A 19,249-nucleotide genomic window follows, 5' to 3' on the forward strand; every position below is an offset into this window, starting at 1 on the left:
CCGTGCGCCGGGCGGGGCGCTCTTCTCCGGCGCGCCCCGTGGTGTCAGGCTGTATGCGCGGGGGCGGTGTGCCGGAGGTGGCGCCCCCGCTCGGACGCGTGTCCGAGTCGGGCCGGTGATGCCCAGCGGTGTAGAACGGGGGAGTGACAGCAGTGTCGGCTTCGGCCCAGCCCAGAGATACGTCGGTGAACCGCTCCGCGGGGGAGACCCTGGACAAGGCGGGCGCGGAGAACTTCCCGGTCGCCCCGTTCTTCCTGCCCGCGGCCTGGCGCGACGACCTGATGGCCGTCTACGGCTACGCCCGGCTGGTCGACGACGCCGGCGACGGCGACCTGGCCGATCCGGCCGCCACCGCCGCCCTGCTCGGGGTCGAGGCCACGCCTCCCGCCACCCCTTCGGCCCAGTCCGGCCCGCCGACTCCGCGGCAGGTCGCCTTCCGCCTCGCACTGCTGGACGGACTGGAGCACGATCTCGACCGGGTCTTCGAGGCGGCGTTCCACCCGGGAGCCGCCGAGGGCCCCCGCCACCCGCTGCTGCGCAGCCTCGTGCCGCTGGTCGACCGGCACGGGCTCACCCCGGAGCCGTTCCGCCGCCTGATCGAGGCCAACCGGGTGGACCAGACCACCACCCGCTACGCCGGCTACGACGACCTGATCGGCTACTGCACCCTCTCCGCCGACCCGGTCGGCCGCCTGGTGCTGGCCATCGCCGGCGTCTCCACCCCCGAGCGGATCGAGCTGTCCGACGCGATCTGCAGCGCCCTCCAGGTGGTCGAACACCTTCAGGACGTCGCCGAGGACCTCGCCCACGGGCGGATCTACCTCCCCGCCGAGGACCTCGCCCGGTTCGGCGTCACCGAGGCGGACCTCGCCGCTCCCACCGCCGGCGGCCCGGTGCGCGAGCTGATCGCCTTCGAGGTGCAGCGGGCCCGCACCCTGCTCGACCGCGGCGCGCCATTGGTAGGTACGGTTCGGGGGAGGCTTCGACTGCTCCTGGCGGGATTCACCGCCGGCGGGTACGCGGCCCTGGCGGCCATCGAGGACGCCGGGTACGACGTGCTCGCGCAGCAGGCGAAGCCTGACAAGCGCCGCCTCGCAGCGAAGGCGGCGGCCATCTTCGCGAAGGGAAGGTGAACGCCCGAGTGGCGGCATCACCACTGGCGTCGGCCCAGGTCATGGCGGCGTACCGGTACTGCGAGGCAGTCACCGGACTTCAGGCACGCAACTTCAGCTACGGCATCCGGTTGCTGCCCGAACCCAAGCGGCTGGCCATGTCGGCCCTGTACGCCCTGGCCCGCCGGGTCGACGACATCGGCGACGGGGACCTCCCGTCCGACCGCAAGGCCGAGGCGCTGGTGCGCACCCGGGAACTGGTGGACGAGGTCCGCGCCGGGGCGGTCGCCGAGGACGACACCGACCCGATCAAGGTCGCCCTGGCCGACGCGGCCCGGCGCTTCCCGATCCCGCTCGGCGGCTTCGACGAACTGATCGACGGCGTCGAGATGGACCTCAAGGGCGCCGAGTACCAGACCTACGAGGAACTGAAGGTCTACTGCCGCTGCGTGGCCGGCTCGGTCGGCCGGCTCTCGCTCGGCGTGTACGGCTGCGACGACCCCGAGCGCGGCGCGGGCTACGCGGACACCCTGGGCCTGGCCCTGCAGCTCACCAACATCCTGCGCGACCTGCGCGAGGACGCCCTGAACGGCCGCACCTACCTGCCCGCCGAGGACCTGGCCCGGTTCGGCTGCGAGCAGGGCTTCGCGCTGCCCAGGCCGCCGGTCGGCGCCGACTTCACCGGCCTGGTGGCCTTCGAGGCCGCCCGCGCCCAGGCCGCCTTCGAGGAGGGCCTGCGGCTGCTGCCCATGCTCGACCGCCGCAGCCGGGCCTGCACCGCCGCGATGGCGGGGATCTACCACCGGCTGCTCGGCCGGATCGCCGCCGACCCCGAGTCCGTACTGCGCGGCCGGGTCTCGCTGCCGGGCTGGGAGAAGGCGTACGTCGCGCTTTCCGGGCTCGCCGGGGGGCGTTCTTGATTCTCACCGCAGTTCTGTCACGCTGTGTCAGCGGGGAATCACAAGCGGGCAGGGCAGTGTTGACCACGACCGGGCCGGTCACGAGCGTGCCGGCCGGAGCGACCGCCGCAGGGCGGTCCAGCAATCGCGAGGGGGAGGGCCGATGACCGGGCGAGCCGATGCCGCGCGCCCGGCCGCCGTTGTGGTCGGCGGCGGCCTGGCCGGGATCACCGCCGCGCTGCGGCTGGCCGAGGCCGACCACCGGGTCACGCTGGTCGAGGGGCGGCCCAGGCTCGGCGGGCTGGCGTTCTCCTTCCAGCGCGGCGAGCTGACCGTCGACAACGGCCAGCACGTGTACCTGCGCTGCTGCACCGCCTACCGCGGCCTGCTGGAGCGGCTCGGCGCCGCCCGGCTGGTCCACCTGCAGGACCGGCTGGACGTCCCGGTGCTCTCCGTCTCCGGGCCGGACGCGGCCCCGGTGCGCACCCTCGGGCGGCTGCGCCGGGCCGGCCTGCCCGTCCCGCTGCACCTGGCCGGCAGCCTCGCCCGCTACCCGCACCTCGGGCCGGCCGACCGCGCCCGGGTGGTCCGCGGCGCGCTGGCGCTCCAGGGCCTGGACCTCGCCGACCCGGCACTGGACGAGATCTCCTTCGGCGAGTGGCTGCGCCGCAACGGGCAGAACGCGAACACCCTCGCCGCGCTCTGGGACCTGGTCGGCGTCGCCACCCTGAACGCCCGGGCCGACCAGGTGTCGCTGGCGCTGGCGGCGATGGTCTTCAAGACCGGCCTGCTCTCCGACCCGGGCGCCTCCGACATCGGCACGGCCGCCGTCCCGCTCGGCGTGATCCACCACGACCGGGCGCTCGCCGAGCTGGAACGCGCCGGCGTGAAGGTGCTGCTGCGCGCCCGCGTCGCGGAGCTCAAGCCGGCGGTGCCCCAGCACGCCGTCCATCTGGAAGGCGACGCGGAGCCGCTCGCCGCCGAGACCGTCGTGCTGGCCGGCGCCCAGGACAGCGCGGCCGCCCTGCTGCCCCCGAACGCCCTCCCCGGCCAGGACCGGCTGGCCGACTTCGGCACCGCGCCGATCCTCAACGTGCACGTGGTCTACGACCGCAAGGTGCTGCGGCGGCCGTTCTTCGCCGCCCTCGGCTCCCCGGTGCAGTGGGTCTTCGACCGCACCGCGCACTCCGGCCTGGCCGGCACCGGGCTCGGCCGGGCCCACCCCGGAGTCCAGTACCTGGCGCTCTCGCAGTCCGCCGTCCAGGACGAGATCGACCTGCCGGTCGCGGAGCTGCGCCGCCGGTACCTGCCGGAGCTGGCGCGACTGCTCCCGGCCGCCGCCGGGGCCGAGGTGCTGGACTTCTTCGTCACCCGTGAGCGCACCGCCACCTTCGACCCGGCGCCCGGCAGCGCGCTGCTGCGCCCGTCGGCCCGCACGGACGTCCCCGGCCTCTTGCTGGCCGGCGCGTGGACGGCCACCGGCTGGCCCGCGACCATGGAGGGGGCCGTGCGCAGCGGCCACGCCGCGGCCGACGCGGCGCTCGCCGCGGCCGGCAGCCGGCTCCCGGTGGACCGGGGCGACGGGAGGTGGCCCCGGTGACGGCGGGCGCCGCCGGGGACCCCGCCAGAGCCGGCGGGCCTCCCGTCGACCGCGGCGGGAACGACACCGGCCGCACCGGCGGCACTGACAGCGGTGACACCGGCACCAGCCGCACCGACCCGAGCCGCACCGACACCGGCCACATCGACACCAGCCGCACCGACAGCGCAAGCACCCGGCAGCCCCGGGCGGTCCGGCACCACGAGGGAGAGGGAACGCACGTGGAGTCACGCACCGGCAGCGCCGTCGGAGGCACGGCGCACGCCGAACCGGTCTCGGTGCCGGAGCTGCTGGCCCGCAGCCGCACGCTCTGCACCCCGCCGCTACGGTCCGCCGTCGCCCGTTTGGCCGCACCGATGGACACCGTCGCCGCGTACCACTTCGGCTGGATCGACCGGGACGGCACTCCGTCCAAGGGCGACGGCGGCAAGGCCGTGCGCCCCGCCCTGGCCCTGCTCTCCGCCCGGGCCACCGGCGCCGCCGCCGAGGTCGGCGTGCCGGGCGGGGTCGCGGTTGAACTGGTGCACAACTTCTCCCTGCTCCATGATGATCTGATGGACGGTGACGAGACCCGGCGGCACCGGGCCACCGCCTGGACGGTCTTCGGTCCGGCTCAGGCGATCCTGGTCGGCGACGCCCTGGCGACGCTCGGCACGGAGGTGCTGCTCGACGCCGCGGTGCCCGGCGGTACGAGCCCCACCGACGCCGCGCGGGCCGTCCGGCTGCTCACCACGGCGACCCGCCGACTGATCGACGGCCAGGCCATGGACGTCGCCTTCGAACAGCGCGACAGCGTCACCGTCGCCGAGTGCCTGGAGATGGAGGGCGGCAAGACCGCGGCGCTGCTGGCGGCCGCCTCGGCGATCGGCGCCGTCCTGGCCGGGGCCGACGACAAGGTCTCCGAACCGCTCGAGCGCTACGGCCACCACCTGGGCCTGGCCTTCCAGGCGGTGGACGACCTGCTCGGCATCTGGGGCGCCACCGAGGTCACCGGCAAGCCGCACTGGGGCGATCTGCGCCAGCGCAAGAAGTCCCTGCCGGTCGCCGCCGCGTTGGCCGAGGGCGGCGCGGCCTCGCGCCGGCTCGCCGAGCAGCTGGCCGACCCGAAGGGCCGCGGCGAGGAGGGCGAGCCCGAGCTCGCCGCCCGGGCCGCGCTGATCGAAGAGGCCGGCGGCCGCGCCTGGACCCAGGAGGAAGCCCGCCGCCAGCACACGACTGCCCTCGCCGCCCTGGACGAGGTGCCCATGTCCGACGAGGTGCGCGAGCACTTCGTCGCACTCGCCGAATTCGTGGTGGTACGAGAGAGGTGACGTTACGTTGACAGCAACCGCGGACGGCCGGCTCGACCCTGAGTACGATTCCGAGCCGGTCGCGGTGGGCGACCGCCCCCCGACCCTGCTGGGCGCCGGGCGGTGGCAGCCCGAAGACACCGACCAGCTCCGGCCGGCCGGTGAGGCGGACCTCGGAGCGGCCGACGCGCAGGAGGCCCTGGCCCGTGCCACCACCCACCTGCTCTCGCTGCAGAGCTCCGAGGGCTGGTGGAAGGGCGACCTGGAGACCAACGTCACGATGGACGCCGAGGACTTACTGCTGCGGCAGTTCCTCGGGATCCGGACCGAGGACCAGACCAAGGCCACCGCCGAGTGGATCCGGTCCCAGCAACGGGAGGACGGCACCTGGGCCACCTTCCACGGAGGGCCGGCCGAACTGTCCACCACCGTCGAGGCGTACGTCGCCCTCAAACTCGCCGGCGACGACCCCGAGGCCCCGCACATGGTGGCCGCCGCGCGGTACGTCCGCTCCGCCGGGGGCATCGCGGCCGCCCGGGTCTTCACCCGGATCTGGCTCGCGCTCTTCGGCTGGTGGCCGTGGGAACGGCTCCCCGAGATGCCGCCCGAGATCATCTTCCTGCCCAAGTGGCTGCCGCTGAACATCTACGCCTTCGGCTGCTGGGCCCGCCAGACCATCGTCCCGCTGACCGTCGTCTCGGCCCACCGCCCCGTCCGTCCGGCGCCCTTCCCGCTCACCGAGCTGCACACCGACCCGGACCACCCCTACCCCGACCGGCCGCTCGCCCCCGCCACCAGCTGGGACGGCCTCTTCGAGCGCCTCGACAAGGTCCTGCACGCCTACCACCACCGCGCCCTGCGCCCGCTACGCCGGCTCGCCGTCTCCCAGGCCTGCCGCTGGATCGTCGAACGGCAGGAGGCCGACGGCTGCTGGGGCGGCATCCAGCCGCCGGCCGTGTACTCGCTGATCGCCCTGCACCTGGAGGGCTACGAGCTGGAGCACCCGGTGATGAAGGCCGGACTCTCCTCCTTCGACCGCTTCACCGTGCACACCGAGGACGGCCGCCGCTGGCTGGAGGCCTGCCAGTCCCCGGTCTGGGACACCTGCCTGGCCACCATCGCGCTGGTCGACGCCGGGCTGCCGGCCGACCACCCGGCGCTGGTCTCGGCCGTCGACTGGATGCTCGGCGAGGAGATCCGCAAGGACGGCGACTGGTCCGTCCAGCGGCCCTCGCTGGCCCCCGGCGGCTGGGCCTTCGAGTTCGAGAACGACACCTACCCCGACATCGACGACACCGCCGAGGTGGTGCTCGCGCTGGGCCGGGTCGACCACCCCGACCCGGCCAAGGTCGATGCGGCGATGGACCGCGGCGTGCTCTGGAACCTCGGCATGCAGTCCAAGAACGGGGCCTGGGGCGCCTTCGACGTCGACAACACCAGCACGCTGCCCAACAAGCTGCCGTTCTGCGACTTCGGCGAGGTGGTCGACCCGCCGTCCGCCGACGTCACCGCCCACGTGGTGGAGATGCTCGCCGAGACCGGCCGGGCCCGCGACCGGCGCACCCGGCGCGGCGTCGAGTGGCTGCTGCACAACCAGGAGGCGGACGGCTCCTGGTTCGGCCGCTGGGGCACCAACTACATCTACGGCACCGGCTCGGTGCTGCCCGCCCTGGTCGCGGCCGGCGTCCCGGACGAGCACCCGGCGATCCGGCGGGCCGTCCGCTGGCTGGAGGACCGGCAGAACACCGACGGCGGCTGGGGCGAGGACATGCGCTCCTACGAGGACCCGGCCCGCTGGGCCGGGCGCGGCGACTCCACCGCCTCGCAGACCGCGTGGGCGCTGATGGCGCTGCTCGCGGCCGGGGAGGGCCCGGACGGCCGGCCCAACCCGGCGGTGGAACGCGGCGTGGACTGGCTGGTGCGCACCCAGCTGCCCGAGGGCACCTGGGACGAGCCGCAGTTCACCGGCACCGGCTTCCCGTGGGACTTCTCCATCAACTACCACCTGTACCGGTTGGTCTTCCCGGTCACCGCGCTCGGCCGCTACCTGCACGGCAGCCCCGCCTTCGGCGGCAGGAACGGCGACACCCCGGCGATCGGGGCGGCGCGGTGACCACCGCACCGCTGCTGGTGCTCTGCGCGCTGGGCCCCGAGGTCTGGGCGCTGCGCGGCGGCGACTGGCGCGGCGCGGCCGGCGGGCCGCCGGTGCTGGTGCGCACCGGCATGGGCCGGCGGCGGGCCGCGCTGACCGTCCGCCGGCTGCTCGGCTCCGCCCCCGGCGGCTACGGCGCGGTCGTGGTGGCCGGCTTCGGCGCCGCGGTCGGTCCGGGCGTGCTGCCGGGCGACATCGTGGTCGCCGACGGCGTGCGCGACGCGGAGGGGCACCTGTACCCCGTCGACTCCGGACCGGAGCTCGCCAGGGCCCTCAAGGAGCTCGGCCTGACCGCGCACGCCGGGGTGCACCACACCGCCGACCACGTCGTCCGCGGCCTCGAACGGCGGGCCCTGCACCTCCAGGGCGCGCTCGCCGTCGACATGGAGGCCGCCGCCGTGCTGGCCGCGCTGCGGGAACGGCGGCCGACGCTGCCCGCCGCCGTCCTGCGGGTGGTCGTGGACACCCCCGAGCGCGAACTGCTGCGGCTCGGAACCCTCCCGGCGGGGGTGCGTGCCTGGCGGACCCTGCGGGCGGCGGTACCCGCCCTGGTCGACTGGTACCGGCAGGAGTCCCGGCCCGGCCCCGCGGACCTGAACCACCCCACATCCTCGACGCTCCCCCAGGAGGCGAGCTAGCCATGGCCATGCCGTTGCGCCAGACCGTGCGGGTCGGCACCTACCTCATGCAGCAGAAGCTGCTCAAGCGCCGGGACAAGTTCCCGCTGATCGTCGAACTGGAGCCGCTGTTCGCCTGCAACCTCGCCTGTGAGGGCTGTGGCAAGATCCAGCACCCGGCGGGTGTGCTGAAGCAGCGGATGCCGGTGGCCCAGGCGGTCGGCGCGGTCCTGGAGTCGGGTGCCCCGATGGTCTCGATCGCCGGCGGCGAGCCACTGATGCACCCGCAGATCGACGAGATCGTCCGCCAGCTCGTCGAGCGCCGCAAGTACGTCTTCCTCTGCACCAACGCGCTGCTGATGCGCAAGAAGATGGACAAGTTCAAGCCCTCGCCGTACTTCACCTTCGCCGTGCACATCGACGGCATGCGCGAGCGGCACGACGAGTCGGTGGCCAAGGAGGGCACCTTCGACGAGGCGGTGGCGGCGATCAAGGAGGCCAAGCGGCGCGGCTTCCGGGTCACCACCAACAGCACCTTCTTCAACACCGACACCCCGCAGACCATCATCGAGGTGCTGGACTTCCTCAACGACGAGCTCAAGGTCGACGAGATGATGATCTCCCCGGCCTACGCCTACGAGAAGGCCCCCGACCAGGAGCACTTCCTCGGCGTCGACCAGACCCGGGAGCTCTTCCGCAAGGCCTTCGCCGGCGGCAACCGGAGCCGCTGGCGGCTCAACCACAGCCCGCTCTTCCTGGACTTCCTGGAGGGCAAGGCCGACTTCGAGTGCACCCCCTGGGGCATCCCCAACTACTCGCTGTTCGGCTGGCAGCGGCCCTGCTACCTGATGGCCGACGGCTACGTGCCCACCTACCGCGAACTCGTCGAGAAGACCGACTGGAGCAAGTACGGCCGCGGCAAGGACCCGCGCTGCGCCAACTGCATGGCGCACTGCGGCTACGAGCCGACCGCCGTACTCGCCACCATGGGCTCGCTCAAGGAGTCGCTGCGCGCCATCACCGAGACCATCGGCGCCAACCGCGGCCACTGAGCCGGTCGTTCGACCGCGCCACCGCTCCCGAGGACACCCCGTCCGGCCCGGGCCCCGCGCCCGGGCCGGCCCCGCTCCCGCCGGGCGGCGGCACCACCGCACCACTCCGAGTCGTGAGGTGTACCCATGTCACTGCTCTCCAGCGTCACGTCCCCGGCCGAACTGCGAAAGCTTCCGGCGGTCGAACTCCCGCTGCTCGCCGACGAGATCCGCGCGTTCCTGATCGACGCCGTCACCCGCACCGGCGGACACCTCGGGCCCAACCTCGGCGTGGTCGAGCTGACCATCGCCCTGCACCGGGTCTTCGACTCCCCGTACGACCGGATCGTCTTCGACACCGGTCACCAGAGCTACGTCCACAAACTGCTCACCGGCCGCCAGGACTTCTCCCGGCTGCGGATGAAGGGCGGGCTCTCCGGCTACCCCTCGCGCGGCGAGTCCGAACACGACCTGGTCGAGAACTCGCACGCCTCCACCGCCCTGTCCTACGCCGACGGCCTCGCCAAGGCCGCCCGACTGCTCGGCCAGCACGACCGGCACACCGTCGCGGTGATCGGCGACGGCGCGCTCACCGGCGGGCTCGCCTGGGAGGCGCTCAACAACATCGCCGAGGCCCGCGACCGGCCGCTGGTCATCGTCGTCAACGACAACGAGCGCTCCTACGCCAGGACCATCGGCGGCCTCGCCAACCACCTGGCCACCCTGCGCACCACCCAGGGGTACGAACGCTTCCTCGCCCTCGGCAAAGGTGCGCTGCAGCGCACCCCGCTCGTCGGCCAGCCGATCTTCGACGCGCTGCACGGGGCCAAGAAGGGCTTCAAGGACGCCTTCGCGCCACAGGGCATGTTCGAGGACCTCGGGCTGAAGTACCTCGGGCCGATCGACGGCCACGACCTCGGCGCCGTCGAACAGGCGCTGCGCCAGGCGCGCAACTTCGGCGGCCCCGTCATCGTGCACTGCCTCACCGTCAAGGGACGCGGCTACCGGCCCGCCGAACAGGACGAGGCCGACCGCTTCCACGCCGTCAACCCGATCGACCCGTACACCTGCCTGCCGATCTCGCCCAGCGGCGGAGTGTCCTGGACCTCGGTGTTCGGCGACGAGCTGGTCGCGCTCGGCGCCGAGCGGCCCGACCTGGTGGCGATCACCGCGGCCATGCTCCAACCGGTGGGCCTGGCCCGCTTCGCCAAGGCCTTCCCGGAACGCACCTTCGACGTCGGCATCGCCGAGCAGCACGCCGTCACCTCCGCCGCCGGCCTCGCCACCGGCGGCCTGCACCCGGTCGTCGCCGTCTACGCGACCTTCCTGAACCGGGCCTTCGACCAGGTCCTGATGGACGTCGCCCTGCACCGGCTCGGTGTCACCTTCGTCCTCGACCGCTCCGGGGTCACCGGCAGCGACGGCGCCTCGCACAACGGCATGTGGGACATGTCGATCCTGCAGGTCGTCCCGGGCCTCAGGCTCGCCGCCCCGCGCGACGCCGACCAGCTGCGGGCCCAGCTGCGCGAGGCCGTCGAGGTCGCGGACGCCCCCACCGTGGTCCGCTTCCCCAAGGCCACCATCGGGCCCGCCGTGCCGGCCGTCGAGCGGATCGGCGGGATGGACGTCCTGCTGCGCACCGGCCGGCCGTCGGAGATCCTCCTGGTCGCGGTCGGCACCACCGCCGCCGCCTGCCTGGACGCCGCCCGGCTGCTGCTCGCCGAGGGCTTCACCGCGACCGTCGTCGACCCCCGCTGGGTCAAACCGGTCGACCCGGCCCTGCCGGAACTGGCCGCCGCCCACCGGCTGGTCGTCACCGTCGAGGACAACGGCCGCACCGGTGGCGTCGGCGCCGCCGTCGCCCAGGCGCTGCGCGACGCCGACGTGGACGTGCCGGTGCGGGTGCTCGGCCTGCCGCAGGAGTTCCTCGGCCACGCCGCCCGCGGGGAGATCCTGGAGGAGACCGGCCTGACCGGCACCGGAGTCGCCGCGCAGACCGCCGTCTTCGCCAAGAACCTGCTACCGAACCGAGGAGCGAACCAGCGCCATGCCGGCTGACCCCGACCGCACCGCCGCCGCCAGCTTCGACCTCGCCGCGCTGATCGCCGAACGCGGCGCCGAGCGGTACGAGCTGCACGGCCGCCACCTCAACCCGCAGCTGCCGCGCATGCTGCACACCATCGGGTTCGACAAGTACTACGAGCGCGCCAAGGGCCCGTACTTCTACGACGCCGAGGGCAACGAGTACCTCGACATGCTGGCCGGCTTCGGCATCTTCGCGCTGGGCCGCCACCACCCGGTCGTGCGGTCGGCGATCCAGCAGGTGATGGACCTCGACCTGCCGGACCTGGTCCGCTTCGACTGCTCGCCGCTGCCCGGGCTGCTCGCCGAGCGGCTGCTCTCGTACGCGCCCGGGCTGGACCGGGTGTTCTTCGGCAACAGCGGCACCGAGGCGGTGGAGACCGCGCTCAAGTTCGCCCGGTACGCCACCGGCCGCAGGCGCGTCCTGTACGCCGACCACGCCTTCCACGGGCTGACCACCGGCTCGCTCTCCGTCAACGGGGAGAGCGGTTTCCGCAAGGGCTTCGACCCGCTATTGCCGGACACCGCCATCCCGCTCGGCGACCTCGGCGCGCTGGCCAAGGAGCTGAAGCGCGGCGACGTCGCGGCCCTGATCGTCGAGCCGATCCAGGGCAAGGGCGTCCTGGCGCCGCCGCCCGGCTGGCTGCGCGCCGCGCAGGCCCTGCTGCACGAGCACAGGGCGCTGCTGATCTGCGACGAGGTGCAGACCGGGATCGGCCGTACCGGCGAGTTCTTCGCCTACCAGCACGAGGAGGGCGTGCTGCCCGACCTGGTCTGCGCGGCCAAGGCGCTCTCCGGCGGCTACGTGCCGGTCGGGGCGACGCTCGGCAAGAGCTGGATCTTCGAGAAGGTGTACTCCTCGATGGACCGGGTGCTGGTGCACTCGGCCAGCTTCGGCGCCAACGCCCAGGCGATGGCGGCCGGCCTGGCGACCCTGGAGGTGATGCGCGAGGAGAAGGTGGTGGAGAACGCGCGTCAGGTCGGCGACCAGTTGCGCGAGCGGCTGGCCGCGCTGGTCGACCGGTACGAGCTGCTCGCCGAGGTGCGCGGCCGGGGGCTGATGATCGGCATCGAGTTCGGCCGGCCCAAGTCGCTCAAGCTGCGCACCGGCTGGACGGCCCTGCAAGCCGCGCGCAAGGGGCTGTTCGCCCAGATGGTGGTCGTCCCGCTGCTCCAGCGGCACCGGATCCTGACCCAGGTGTCCGGTGACCACCTGGAGGTGATCAAGCTGATCCCGCCGCTGATCATCACGGAGCGCGACGTCGACCGGTTCGTGGACGCCTTCACCGACATCATGGATGACGCTCACCGGGGGAGCGGGCTGATGTGGGACTTCGGGCGGACGCTGGTGAAGCAGGCGGTCGGCAGCCGCTGAGCCGGTTCCGGGCCGGCTCTGGGTGGGTGCTCGGTGGCGGTGCGGAAGTGTTGCGGAAGTGCCCCGGGAGTGGGAAGTCGGCCGGGCCGACTTCCCACTCCGTGGGAGACACCGTGTCAGAGCTCGGTCCGGCGGCGCCGGATGACCACGATGAGATCGACGGTGGCGAACAGGGTGAGCAGACCGCAGGCGACGGCGAAGCCGGTCAGGGTCCCCTGGCTGGGGGCGCCGTTGGCGGGGGAGGCCGCCGCCCAGATCGCGAAGCCCGCCGTCGCGAGCGCGAACAGCGGTGTGAAGGTGAGCGACAGCAGGTAGCGGAGCTTGAGGTCGCTGCGGGCGGTGGCCGGCTCGGTGCCGCTGCGCCACGGCCGTCGCGGGGTGGTGGTGCGCATGGCCGTTCACCTCCGGGCCGCGCGGGTGGGGGCTACGATTCCAGCGTACGTCCGTGGGGGAGAGCGGGGGAGACGCGATGACGGGGTCGGACGCGGCGGCGGACGCCGAGGGCTACGCGGGGCTGCGGATCGAACGGGCCCGGGAGCTGGCCCGGCGGCACGGCTGGGCCTCGGTCCGGGTTCTGGAGCCGGGGGCGATGATGACCATGGACCACCGTGAGGGCCGGCTCAACCTCGCGGTGCGCGACGGCGTGGTCGAGCGCAGCTGGGAGGGGTAGGGCCGTCCTCCCGGTGGTCTTGGCGTGCGGGCTCAGTGGCCCGGCCGCCGGGCCAACCGCTGTTCGGCGGCGACGACCATCGGCTCCAGCAGCGGCAGCGAGAGCAGCACCAGCAGTCCGGCGGCCCAGCCGGCCAGCACGTCGGTGACCCAGTGGGTGCCCAGGTAGAGCGTGGTCAGGCCGATCGAGCAGGCGGTGGCGGCGGCGATCACCGCGCCGGTGCGCCGCCAGCGGACCGCGAGGTAGGCGAGCACGCCCCAGGTGACGACCGCGTTGGCGGTGTGACCGGACGGGAAGATGGTGCCGCCGGAGAACAGTTCGGGCGAGCCGACGTACTGGGCGTAGTGCGGGCCGAGCCGGCCGGTGACGATCTTGACCGCGCCGACCGTGACGTTGAGCAGCAGCAGCGCGACGGCCATCACCAGCAGCGGGCGCAGCCGCCCCAGCCGGTGCGCGCGCCAGCCGAGCCAGACGAAGGCGGCGATGGCGGAGGGGCCGCGTTGCCCGGCGACCACCCAGGTGTCGAGCAGCGGTTCCAGGCTGGGCCAGTGGTCGTAGGGGCGGAACAGCCGGACCGACCAGTCGAGGTCGACCAGGGCGGTGTTGAGCAGGACACCGGCCAGGACCAGCAGGTAGGCGACGCAGGTCACGGCGAGCAGGGCGGCCTGTCGGCGGCTCATCGGCGGCCAGCCGGGCTCGCGGCGGTGGACTCGTTCGGGGCTCGGGCGCTCGCGGTGGGTGGTGGTGAGCTGCTCCGGCCCCTGGTTGGGATAGGGCGCGGGGGTACTCGGGGCTTGCACGGGGGTGACCTTACCCATCCGGCCGGGGCTATTCCGGAGGGATTTGTCATTTTCCCGTGAAATCGACAATTGGCGGGGAGAGGTCCGCCCGGGGAGTGATTTCCGTGATTCTCGGATCGAATGCCAGTGTGGTGTTCGAATGATTCTGCAAAAGCCCCGGTAAAGAAAACGGAGTGGGAGGTCGGTGCGGCCGGCTTCCCACTCCGTGGTAACCCTGTGTAGGTTCCGTGCTCAGTCGAGGGGGCCGCCCGCGACGTAGATCACCTGCCCGGAGACGAAGCCGGCGCCCTCGCTCGCGAGGAAGGAGATGGTGTGGGCGACGTCCTCAGGCAGGCCGACCCGCTGGACCGGGATCTGGGAGGCCGCAGCCCGCTTGAAGTCTTCGAAGTCCATGTCGACCCGGGCGGCGGTGGCCGCGGTCATGTCGGTGGCGATGAAGCCGGGCGCCACGGCGTTGGCGGTGATGCCGAACTTGCCCAGCTCAATGGCCAAAGTCTTGGTGAAGCCCTGCAGACCGGCCTTGGCGGCCGAGTAGTTGGCCTGACCGCGGTTGCCCTGGGCGGAGGAGGAGGACAGGTTGACGATGCGGCCGAAACCGGCGTCCACCATGTGCTTCTGCACCGCGCGGGTCATCAGGAAGGCCCCGCGCAGGTGGACGTTCATGACCGTGTCCCAGTCGGACTCGGACATCTTGAAGAGCAGGTTGTCGCGGAGCACGCCCGCATTGTTGACCAGCACGACGGGGGCGCCGAGTTCGGCGGCCACCCGGTCGACGGCGGCCTGCACCTGGTCGGCGTCCGAGACGTCGGCGCCCACGGCCAGGGCCCGCCCGCCGGCCGCGGTGATCCGGTCGACGGTGTCCTTCCCGGCGGTCTCGTCCAGGTCGAGGACGGCCACGGCGTAGCCGTCGGCGGCCAGTTGCACGGCGGTGGCGGCGCCCAGGCCGCGGGCGGCGCCGGTGACGACGGCGACCCGGGGGGCGGTGCTCTGCTCGGTCATGCGCGCTCTCGTCTCTCTCGGGGTGGTCTCCGCGGGGAGCGCCCCGGGGAGGGTGGCCACACCCTACCCGCGAGTAGGGAGGGCGAACAGGGTCGGAGAGCCGCACGTGACGGTCGGTAAGGACCGACCGGTCGGCTTTCTACTGAGAACGGGTTACCGAGAGGGCGTGGCGGCCGCGTAAATATGCCAATGTTGCCGAACCTGCGTCTACTATCCGCCCCTGCCTGCCAGCAAGGGCCCGCCGTTTGTATAGTGTCCGCCAGCAGCCACCGGCTGCACGGCTGGAGCGCCCTCCCTCATAGCTGGACGCCCACTCGCCGTTACTGCCCCACCCGGGTGTCCCACACACACCGGGTGTGACATCGGGACGGATACATGGTGCTGGGGGAGATCCCGACGACCCGCGTGTCCGCGCGACTGCAACAGTCGCCCGGACACCTGATTCGCGTTGCACAGCAGGTTCACACCAGGCTGTGGTCCGAGCATGTCGGAGCCGATCTCACGGCTCCGCAGTTCGCCGTTCTGCTGGTCCTGGCCCTCGAACCGGGTGCCGACCAGCGGACGGTCGGCGAGCGAGCCTCGCTGGACAAGGCGACGATGGCGGAGATGGTCGCGCGGCTGGTCCGCCGCGGCTTGGTGCTGCGAAGGCGTGACCCGGCCGACGGCCGGCGAAAACTGCTCGCGCTCTCGCAGAGCGGTGCCCAGGCGGTGCGTGAGGCCACCGGTGGTGTGGTCCGCGTGCAGCGCACCCTGTTCGAGCCGCTGACGGCGGAGGAGCAGGTGGAGATCGTGCGGGTGATGGCCAAGATAGCCAGGCTGGAGCCCGCCGCGGTCGCCGTGTTCTCCGACGCGCGGCCGACACTGGACGCGCAGCGGGCGATCGGCTACCTGATCAGGGTGGGCCAGCAGGTGCACACCAAACTCTGGTCGGAGCACGTCGGTGCGGAGCTGACGGCTCCGCAGTACGCGGTGCTGGACGCGCTGGAACTGGAGCCGGGCGCCGACCAGCGTACGGTCGGTGAGCTGGCCTCGCTGGACAAGGCGACGATGGCCGAGATGGTCAGCCGGCTGGTGCGCCGCGGTCTGGTGCAGCGCCGGCGCGACCCCTCGGACGGGCGCCGCAACCTGCTGTCGCTCTCGCCGGCGGGCCAGGACCTGCTGCACCGTTCGACGGCCGGCGTGGCCGAGGTCCAGCGGCTGCTGCTCGCCCCGCTGGACGAGGGTGAGCACGGGCCCGCGCTGGCGCTCCTCGGCAAGGCGGCGCGGCTCTAGAGGGATCCTTTGAGCGCCAGCCAAAACGATTCGCCAACGTACGGAAGGCCCGGTGTGTTGAGGGCTTGAGGCGTTGGTGGTTCAAGGAGTTGGCGGCTCAAGGCGTTGGTGGCCTGACCCGCCGGAGGCCGTTGCTCGTTGGCGCCGGCGGATCGTGGCACACCGAAGACCGCCCACCCCTGATCGGGGTGGGCGGTCGTTCGACATGACCGCTCGTCAGAGAAGTCGGACGGCGGGTGCCGTCAGTTCCAGTCGAACTCCTGCGGGTCCGGACCGATCCGCGTGCCGGTGGCGACACCGGCGATCGCGGCGAGGTCCTCGGCGTCCAGCTCGAAGCCGGCGACGTCCAGGTTCTCCCGGATGCGGGCGGGGGTGACCGACTTCGGGATCGCGATCACGCCGCTCTGCAGGTGCCAGCGGAGCACCACCTGGGCGACCGTGCGGCCGTGCTTCTCGGCGATCTTCGCCAGCGCCGGCTCGGCGAGCAGCTCCTTGCCCTGGCCCAGCGGGCTCCAGGCCTCGGTGGCGATGCCGTGCTGGGCGTGGAAGGCGCGCAGCTCGGTCTGCGGGAAGTACGGGTGCAGCTCGACCTGGTTCAGCACCGGGACGACCGAGGTCTCGTCGAGCAGCCGGGTGAGCTGCTCGGGCCCGAAGTTGGAGACGCCGACCGACTTGACCCGGCCGTCCGCCTTCAGCTGCTCGAAGGCCTTCCAGACGTTCAGGTAGCTGCCGTGCTTCGGGCGCGGCCAGTGGATCAGGTAGAGGTCGACGTAGTCGAGGCCGAGCTTGGCCAGCGACGCGTCGAACTCGCGCAGGACGGCGTCGCGGCCCTGCTCGCCCGACCAGTCGCGGGTGCCCGAGTTCCACAGCTTGGTGGTGATGTAGAGGTCCTCGCGGGCCACGCCGCCGGCCAGGGCCTCGGTGATCGCCTGGCCGGTGCCGGCCTCGTTCTCGTAGATGGCCGCGGTGTCGATGGAGCGGTAGCCCGCCTCGATCGCGGTGCGGACGGCGGCCGTGGCCTCGTCGTCCGGGACCTGCCACACGCCGAATCCGAGCTGCGGGATCTGCGCGCCGTCGTTCAGCGTGACGTTGGGGATGTTGCTCACGGGAAGGGGTGCCCTCCTGGTCGTCCGTGTGATTCCAGAAAGGGGCAACTGGCACCCGGGCGGGATTGTTCCCGCCGTTCGGGGGAATCTTGCGGGGCCGGAGGCCCGCTGCGGCGGGGATTCAGGGGCCGGGTAGCCAAAAAACCTGTTGCGCGGATCACATCGGGGTTGGCAGGCTCGCGGCCATGACCTCCTGAGATCCGGGCCCTTCATGCCCTTCCCGCCTACGCCCGGCCGTCCCGTCCGGCGCCGCTCCGGACGCGCCGATGCCGCCGGGGCGAGGTGCCGCGCTGTCGCCCGCCGCCGTCCGGCTTCCGTCGTTCGCGCGAGCCGGGCCCGCCGTGCCGCGAGACCCGCGCCTCCGGCTCGTGACCTTCTCCCGGCGTGTCCGCTCACGCCTGTTCGCACCCTCCAGCACCCTCCAGCACCCTCCAGTGCCGTCCCGCACCCTCCTGTATCGGAGCGTCATGCTGCTCACCCCCCTGCCGTTGGCCGACCCCGGCAGTCCCGACCTCTCCTCACCCCTGGCCTTCCTGCGCTGGCTCCAGCGCGGCCAGCGGCGCGGGCAGGTGCTCGCCACCTGCTGGGCGCTGCTGGAGATGGGCGGCCAGGCGGCGCTGCCGATACCGCTCGGGTGGGGCGTGCAGGCCGCCGTCGACGGCGAGGCCGCCGGGATCTGGCGGGCCGGCGCCCTCGCGGTGGCGCTCGCCGTGCTGTCCGCGCTCGGTGCCGTGCTGCTGCACCGCCAGGCGGTCTGGAACTGGATCCACGCGGCGTGCCACGTGCGGCAGCTGGTGGCCCGGCAGGCCTCGCACCTGGGCGCCGGGCTGTCCTGCCGGATCGCCACCGGCGAGGTCGTCGCGGTCGGCAGCGGGGACGTCGAGCGGATCGGCTGGTACGTCGAACTCGTCGCCCGGGTCCGGGCCGCGGTGATCGTCTGGCTGGCCGTCAGCTCGGCCGTGCTGGTCGTCGAACCGGTGCTCGGGGTCGGGGTGCTGCTCGGCATCCCGGTGCTGGCAGCCGCCGTCTGGCCGCTGATCGGGCCGTTCGAGCGGCGGTACGAGCAGCAGCGCACGCTCGGCGGCAAGGCCACCGAGCTGGCCGCCGACACCGTGGCGGGGCTGCGGGTGCTGCGCGGCATCGGCGGCGAGGAGCTGTTCCTCGACCGGTACCGGGCCGCCTCCCAGAAGGTCCGGGCCGCGGCCGTCCGATCGGCCCGGCTCTGGTCGCTGATGCAGGCCCAACAGGTCCTGTTGCCGGGCCTGTTCGTGATCGGGGTGACGTGGTACGGCGCCCGGCAGGCGGCCGCGGGCGAACTCGCCGTCGGCACCCTGATCGCCGTGTACGGCGCCACCGCCTTCCTCGCGGCGCCGCTGCGGATCCTGGGCGAGGCCGCACACGCCTGGAGCGTCGCCCGGGTCTCCGCCGGGCGCGCCGTCCGGGTGCTCTCGCTCAGCCGTACCAGCGGCGTGGCCGAGGCCTCGCTGAACAAGCCGGGGAACGCCGACCTGTTCGACCCGGCGACCGGGCTGACCGCGCGGGCCGGGGAGCTGACCGCAGTCGTCTGCGGGGACCCGGACTTCGCCGGGGCGCTCGCCGGGCGGCTCGGCGGGCACGTCCCGGCCGCCGGCGACGAGCCGGAGCAGCCCTCCGTCCGGCTCGGCGGGACGGAGCTGGACGCGGTACCGCTGGCCGAGGCCAGGGCGGCGGTGCTGGTCCACGACAAGGAGCCGGTGCTGCTCTCCGGCACCCTGGCCGGGCTGTTCGACATCCCGTCCTCGGGGCGGGTCTCGGTGGCCGAGGCGCTGGCCGCCGCCCGGTCCGACGACGTGCTGGAGGCTCTGGTGGACGGCTCGCCGGAGTGCGAGGGCGACGCGATGCTCGCCCGGATCACCGAGCGCGGGCGCTCGCTGTCCGGCGGGCAGCGCCAGCGACTCGCCCTGGCCCGTGCGCTGCTGGCCGACCCGCCGGTCCTCGTCCTGGACGAGCCGACCAGCGCGGTGGACGCCCACACCGAGTCCAGGATCGCCACCGGACTGCGGGACACCCGGGCGGGGCGCACCACGGTGCTCTTCGCGACCAGCCCGCTGCTGCTCGACCAGGCGGACCGGGTGGTGCTGCTGCGCGACGGCCGGGCGGCCGTGGCCGGGCGGCACCGCGACCTGATGCGGACCGAGCCGGCCTACCGGGCCGTGGTCACCCGCGAAGAGCAGCCGGAACCGGTGGGGGAGCCGGTATGAGCGGC

General features: G+C 73.2%; 16 protein-coding genes. 12 read left to right on the forward strand and 4 right to left on the reverse strand.

Annotated features, from left to right (window positions below; all coding sequences use genetic code 11):
- Window positions 1-185: 185 nt before the first annotated feature.
- From hpnC to AB0O82_RS23315, 9 genes are all read left to right on the forward strand, one after another.
- Window positions 186-1,133: a squalene synthase HpnC gene (hpnC, locus tag AB0O82_RS23275; RefSeq protein ID WP_363585865.1), complete on the forward strand. Its 948-nt coding sequence runs from the start codon at window positions 186-188 to the stop codon at window positions 1,131-1,133.
- A gap of 41 nt (window positions 1,134-1,174) precedes the next feature.
- The gene (hpnD, locus tag AB0O82_RS23280) at window positions 1,175-2,032 is read left to right on the forward strand and encodes a presqualene diphosphate synthase HpnD (protein ID WP_350875695.1); all 858 of its coding nucleotides are present in this window, start codon (window positions 1,175-1,177) and stop codon (window positions 2,030-2,032) included.
- A 142-nt stretch (window positions 2,033-2,174) separates the two neighbouring features.
- On the forward strand, window positions 2,175-3,611 hold the full coding sequence (gene hpnE, locus AB0O82_RS23285) for a hydroxysqualene dehydroxylase HpnE (protein WP_363585866.1): 1,437 nt from the start codon (window positions 2,175-2,177) through the stop codon (window positions 3,609-3,611).
- A gap of 278 nt (window positions 3,612-3,889) precedes the next feature.
- Window positions 3,890-4,921, forward strand: coding sequence for a polyprenyl synthetase family protein (locus tag AB0O82_RS23290; RefSeq protein ID WP_363585904.1), 1,032 nt, complete (start codon window positions 3,890-3,892; stop codon window positions 4,919-4,921).
- A gap of 7 nt (window positions 4,922-4,928) precedes the next feature.
- Window positions 4,929-7,013, forward strand: coding sequence for a squalene--hopene cyclase (gene shc / locus AB0O82_RS23295; RefSeq protein ID WP_363585867.1), 2,085 nt, complete (start codon window positions 4,929-4,931; stop codon window positions 7,011-7,013).
- A complete protein-coding gene (locus tag AB0O82_RS23300) occupies window positions 7,010-7,690 on the forward strand; it encodes a 1-hydroxy-2-methyl-2-butenyl 4-diphosphate reductase (RefSeq protein WP_350875555.1) in 681 nt (226 codons plus the stop codon). Before shc ends, AB0O82_RS23300 begins: the two co-directional genes overlap by 4 nt.
- A 2-nt stretch (window positions 7,691-7,692) precedes the next feature.
- Window positions 7,693-8,721 (forward strand): adenosyl-hopene transferase HpnH, encoded by a 1,029-nt coding sequence (gene hpnH / locus AB0O82_RS23305; protein ID WP_063350100.1) that lies wholly within the window; start codon window positions 7,693-7,695, stop codon window positions 8,719-8,721.
- A 126-nt stretch (window positions 8,722-8,847) separates the two neighbouring features.
- The gene (gene dxs / locus AB0O82_RS23310; protein WP_363585868.1) at window positions 8,848-10,758 is read left to right on the forward strand and encodes a 1-deoxy-D-xylulose-5-phosphate synthase; all 1,911 of its coding nucleotides are present in this window, start codon (window positions 8,848-8,850) and stop codon (window positions 10,756-10,758) included.
- A complete protein-coding gene (locus AB0O82_RS23315; protein WP_363585869.1) occupies window positions 10,748-12,157 on the forward strand; it encodes an aspartate aminotransferase family protein in 1,410 nt (469 codons plus the stop codon). The genes dxs and AB0O82_RS23315 overlap by 11 nt, the downstream gene beginning before the upstream one ends.
- Window positions 12,158-12,273: 116 nt before the next feature.
- On the opposite strand, the gene AB0O82_RS23320 is transcribed toward AB0O82_RS23315, so the two are convergent.
- Window positions 12,274-12,549, reverse strand: a complete 276-nt coding sequence (locus AB0O82_RS23320; protein WP_363585870.1) for a DUF6343 family protein — start codon at window positions 12,547-12,549, stop codon at window positions 12,274-12,276.
- A 77-nt stretch (window positions 12,550-12,626) separates the two neighbouring features.
- Between AB0O82_RS23320 and AB0O82_RS23325 the strand changes: the two genes are divergently transcribed.
- The gene (locus AB0O82_RS23325) at window positions 12,627-12,827 is read left to right on the forward strand and encodes an I78 family peptidase inhibitor (RefSeq protein WP_063350104.1); all 201 of its coding nucleotides are present in this window, start codon (window positions 12,627-12,629) and stop codon (window positions 12,825-12,827) included.
- 32 nt (window positions 12,828-12,859) lie between these two features.
- On the opposite strand, the gene AB0O82_RS23330 is transcribed toward AB0O82_RS23325, so the two are convergent.
- Window positions 12,860-13,627, reverse strand: coding sequence for a phosphatase PAP2 family protein (locus tag AB0O82_RS23330; protein ID WP_363585871.1), 768 nt, complete (start codon window positions 13,625-13,627; stop codon window positions 12,860-12,862).
- A 231-nt stretch (window positions 13,628-13,858) separates the two neighbouring features.
- Window positions 13,859-14,626, reverse strand: a complete 768-nt coding sequence (gene fabG / locus AB0O82_RS23335) for a 3-oxoacyl-ACP reductase FabG (protein WP_363585872.1) — start codon at window positions 14,624-14,626, stop codon at window positions 13,859-13,861.
- Between the two features lie 375 nt (window positions 14,627-15,001).
- On the opposite strand from fabG, the gene AB0O82_RS23340 reads away from it, so the two are divergent.
- The gene (locus tag AB0O82_RS23340) at window positions 15,002-15,898 is read left to right on the forward strand and encodes a MarR family winged helix-turn-helix transcriptional regulator (protein WP_363585873.1); all 897 of its coding nucleotides are present in this window, start codon (window positions 15,002-15,004) and stop codon (window positions 15,896-15,898) included.
- 242 nt (window positions 15,899-16,140) lie between these two features.
- On the opposite strand, the gene AB0O82_RS23345 is transcribed toward AB0O82_RS23340, so the two are convergent.
- A complete protein-coding gene (locus AB0O82_RS23345) occupies window positions 16,141-17,004 on the reverse strand; it encodes an aldo/keto reductase (RefSeq protein WP_063350106.1) in 864 nt (287 codons plus the stop codon).
- Between the two features lie 467 nt (window positions 17,005-17,471).
- Here AB0O82_RS23345 and AB0O82_RS23350 point away from each other — a divergent pair, with 467 nt between their 5' ends.
- The gene (locus AB0O82_RS23350; RefSeq protein ID WP_363585874.1) at window positions 17,472-19,244 is read left to right on the forward strand and encodes an ABC transporter ATP-binding protein; all 1,773 of its coding nucleotides are present in this window, start codon (window positions 17,472-17,474) and stop codon (window positions 19,242-19,244) included.
- Window positions 19,245-19,249: the final 5 nt, after the last annotated feature.

Origin of the sequence: Kitasatospora sp. NPDC088264 (assembly GCF_040685715.1) — a bacterium.
Taxonomy (GTDB): Bacteria; Actinomycetota; Actinomycetes; order Streptomycetales; family Streptomycetaceae; genus Kitasatospora.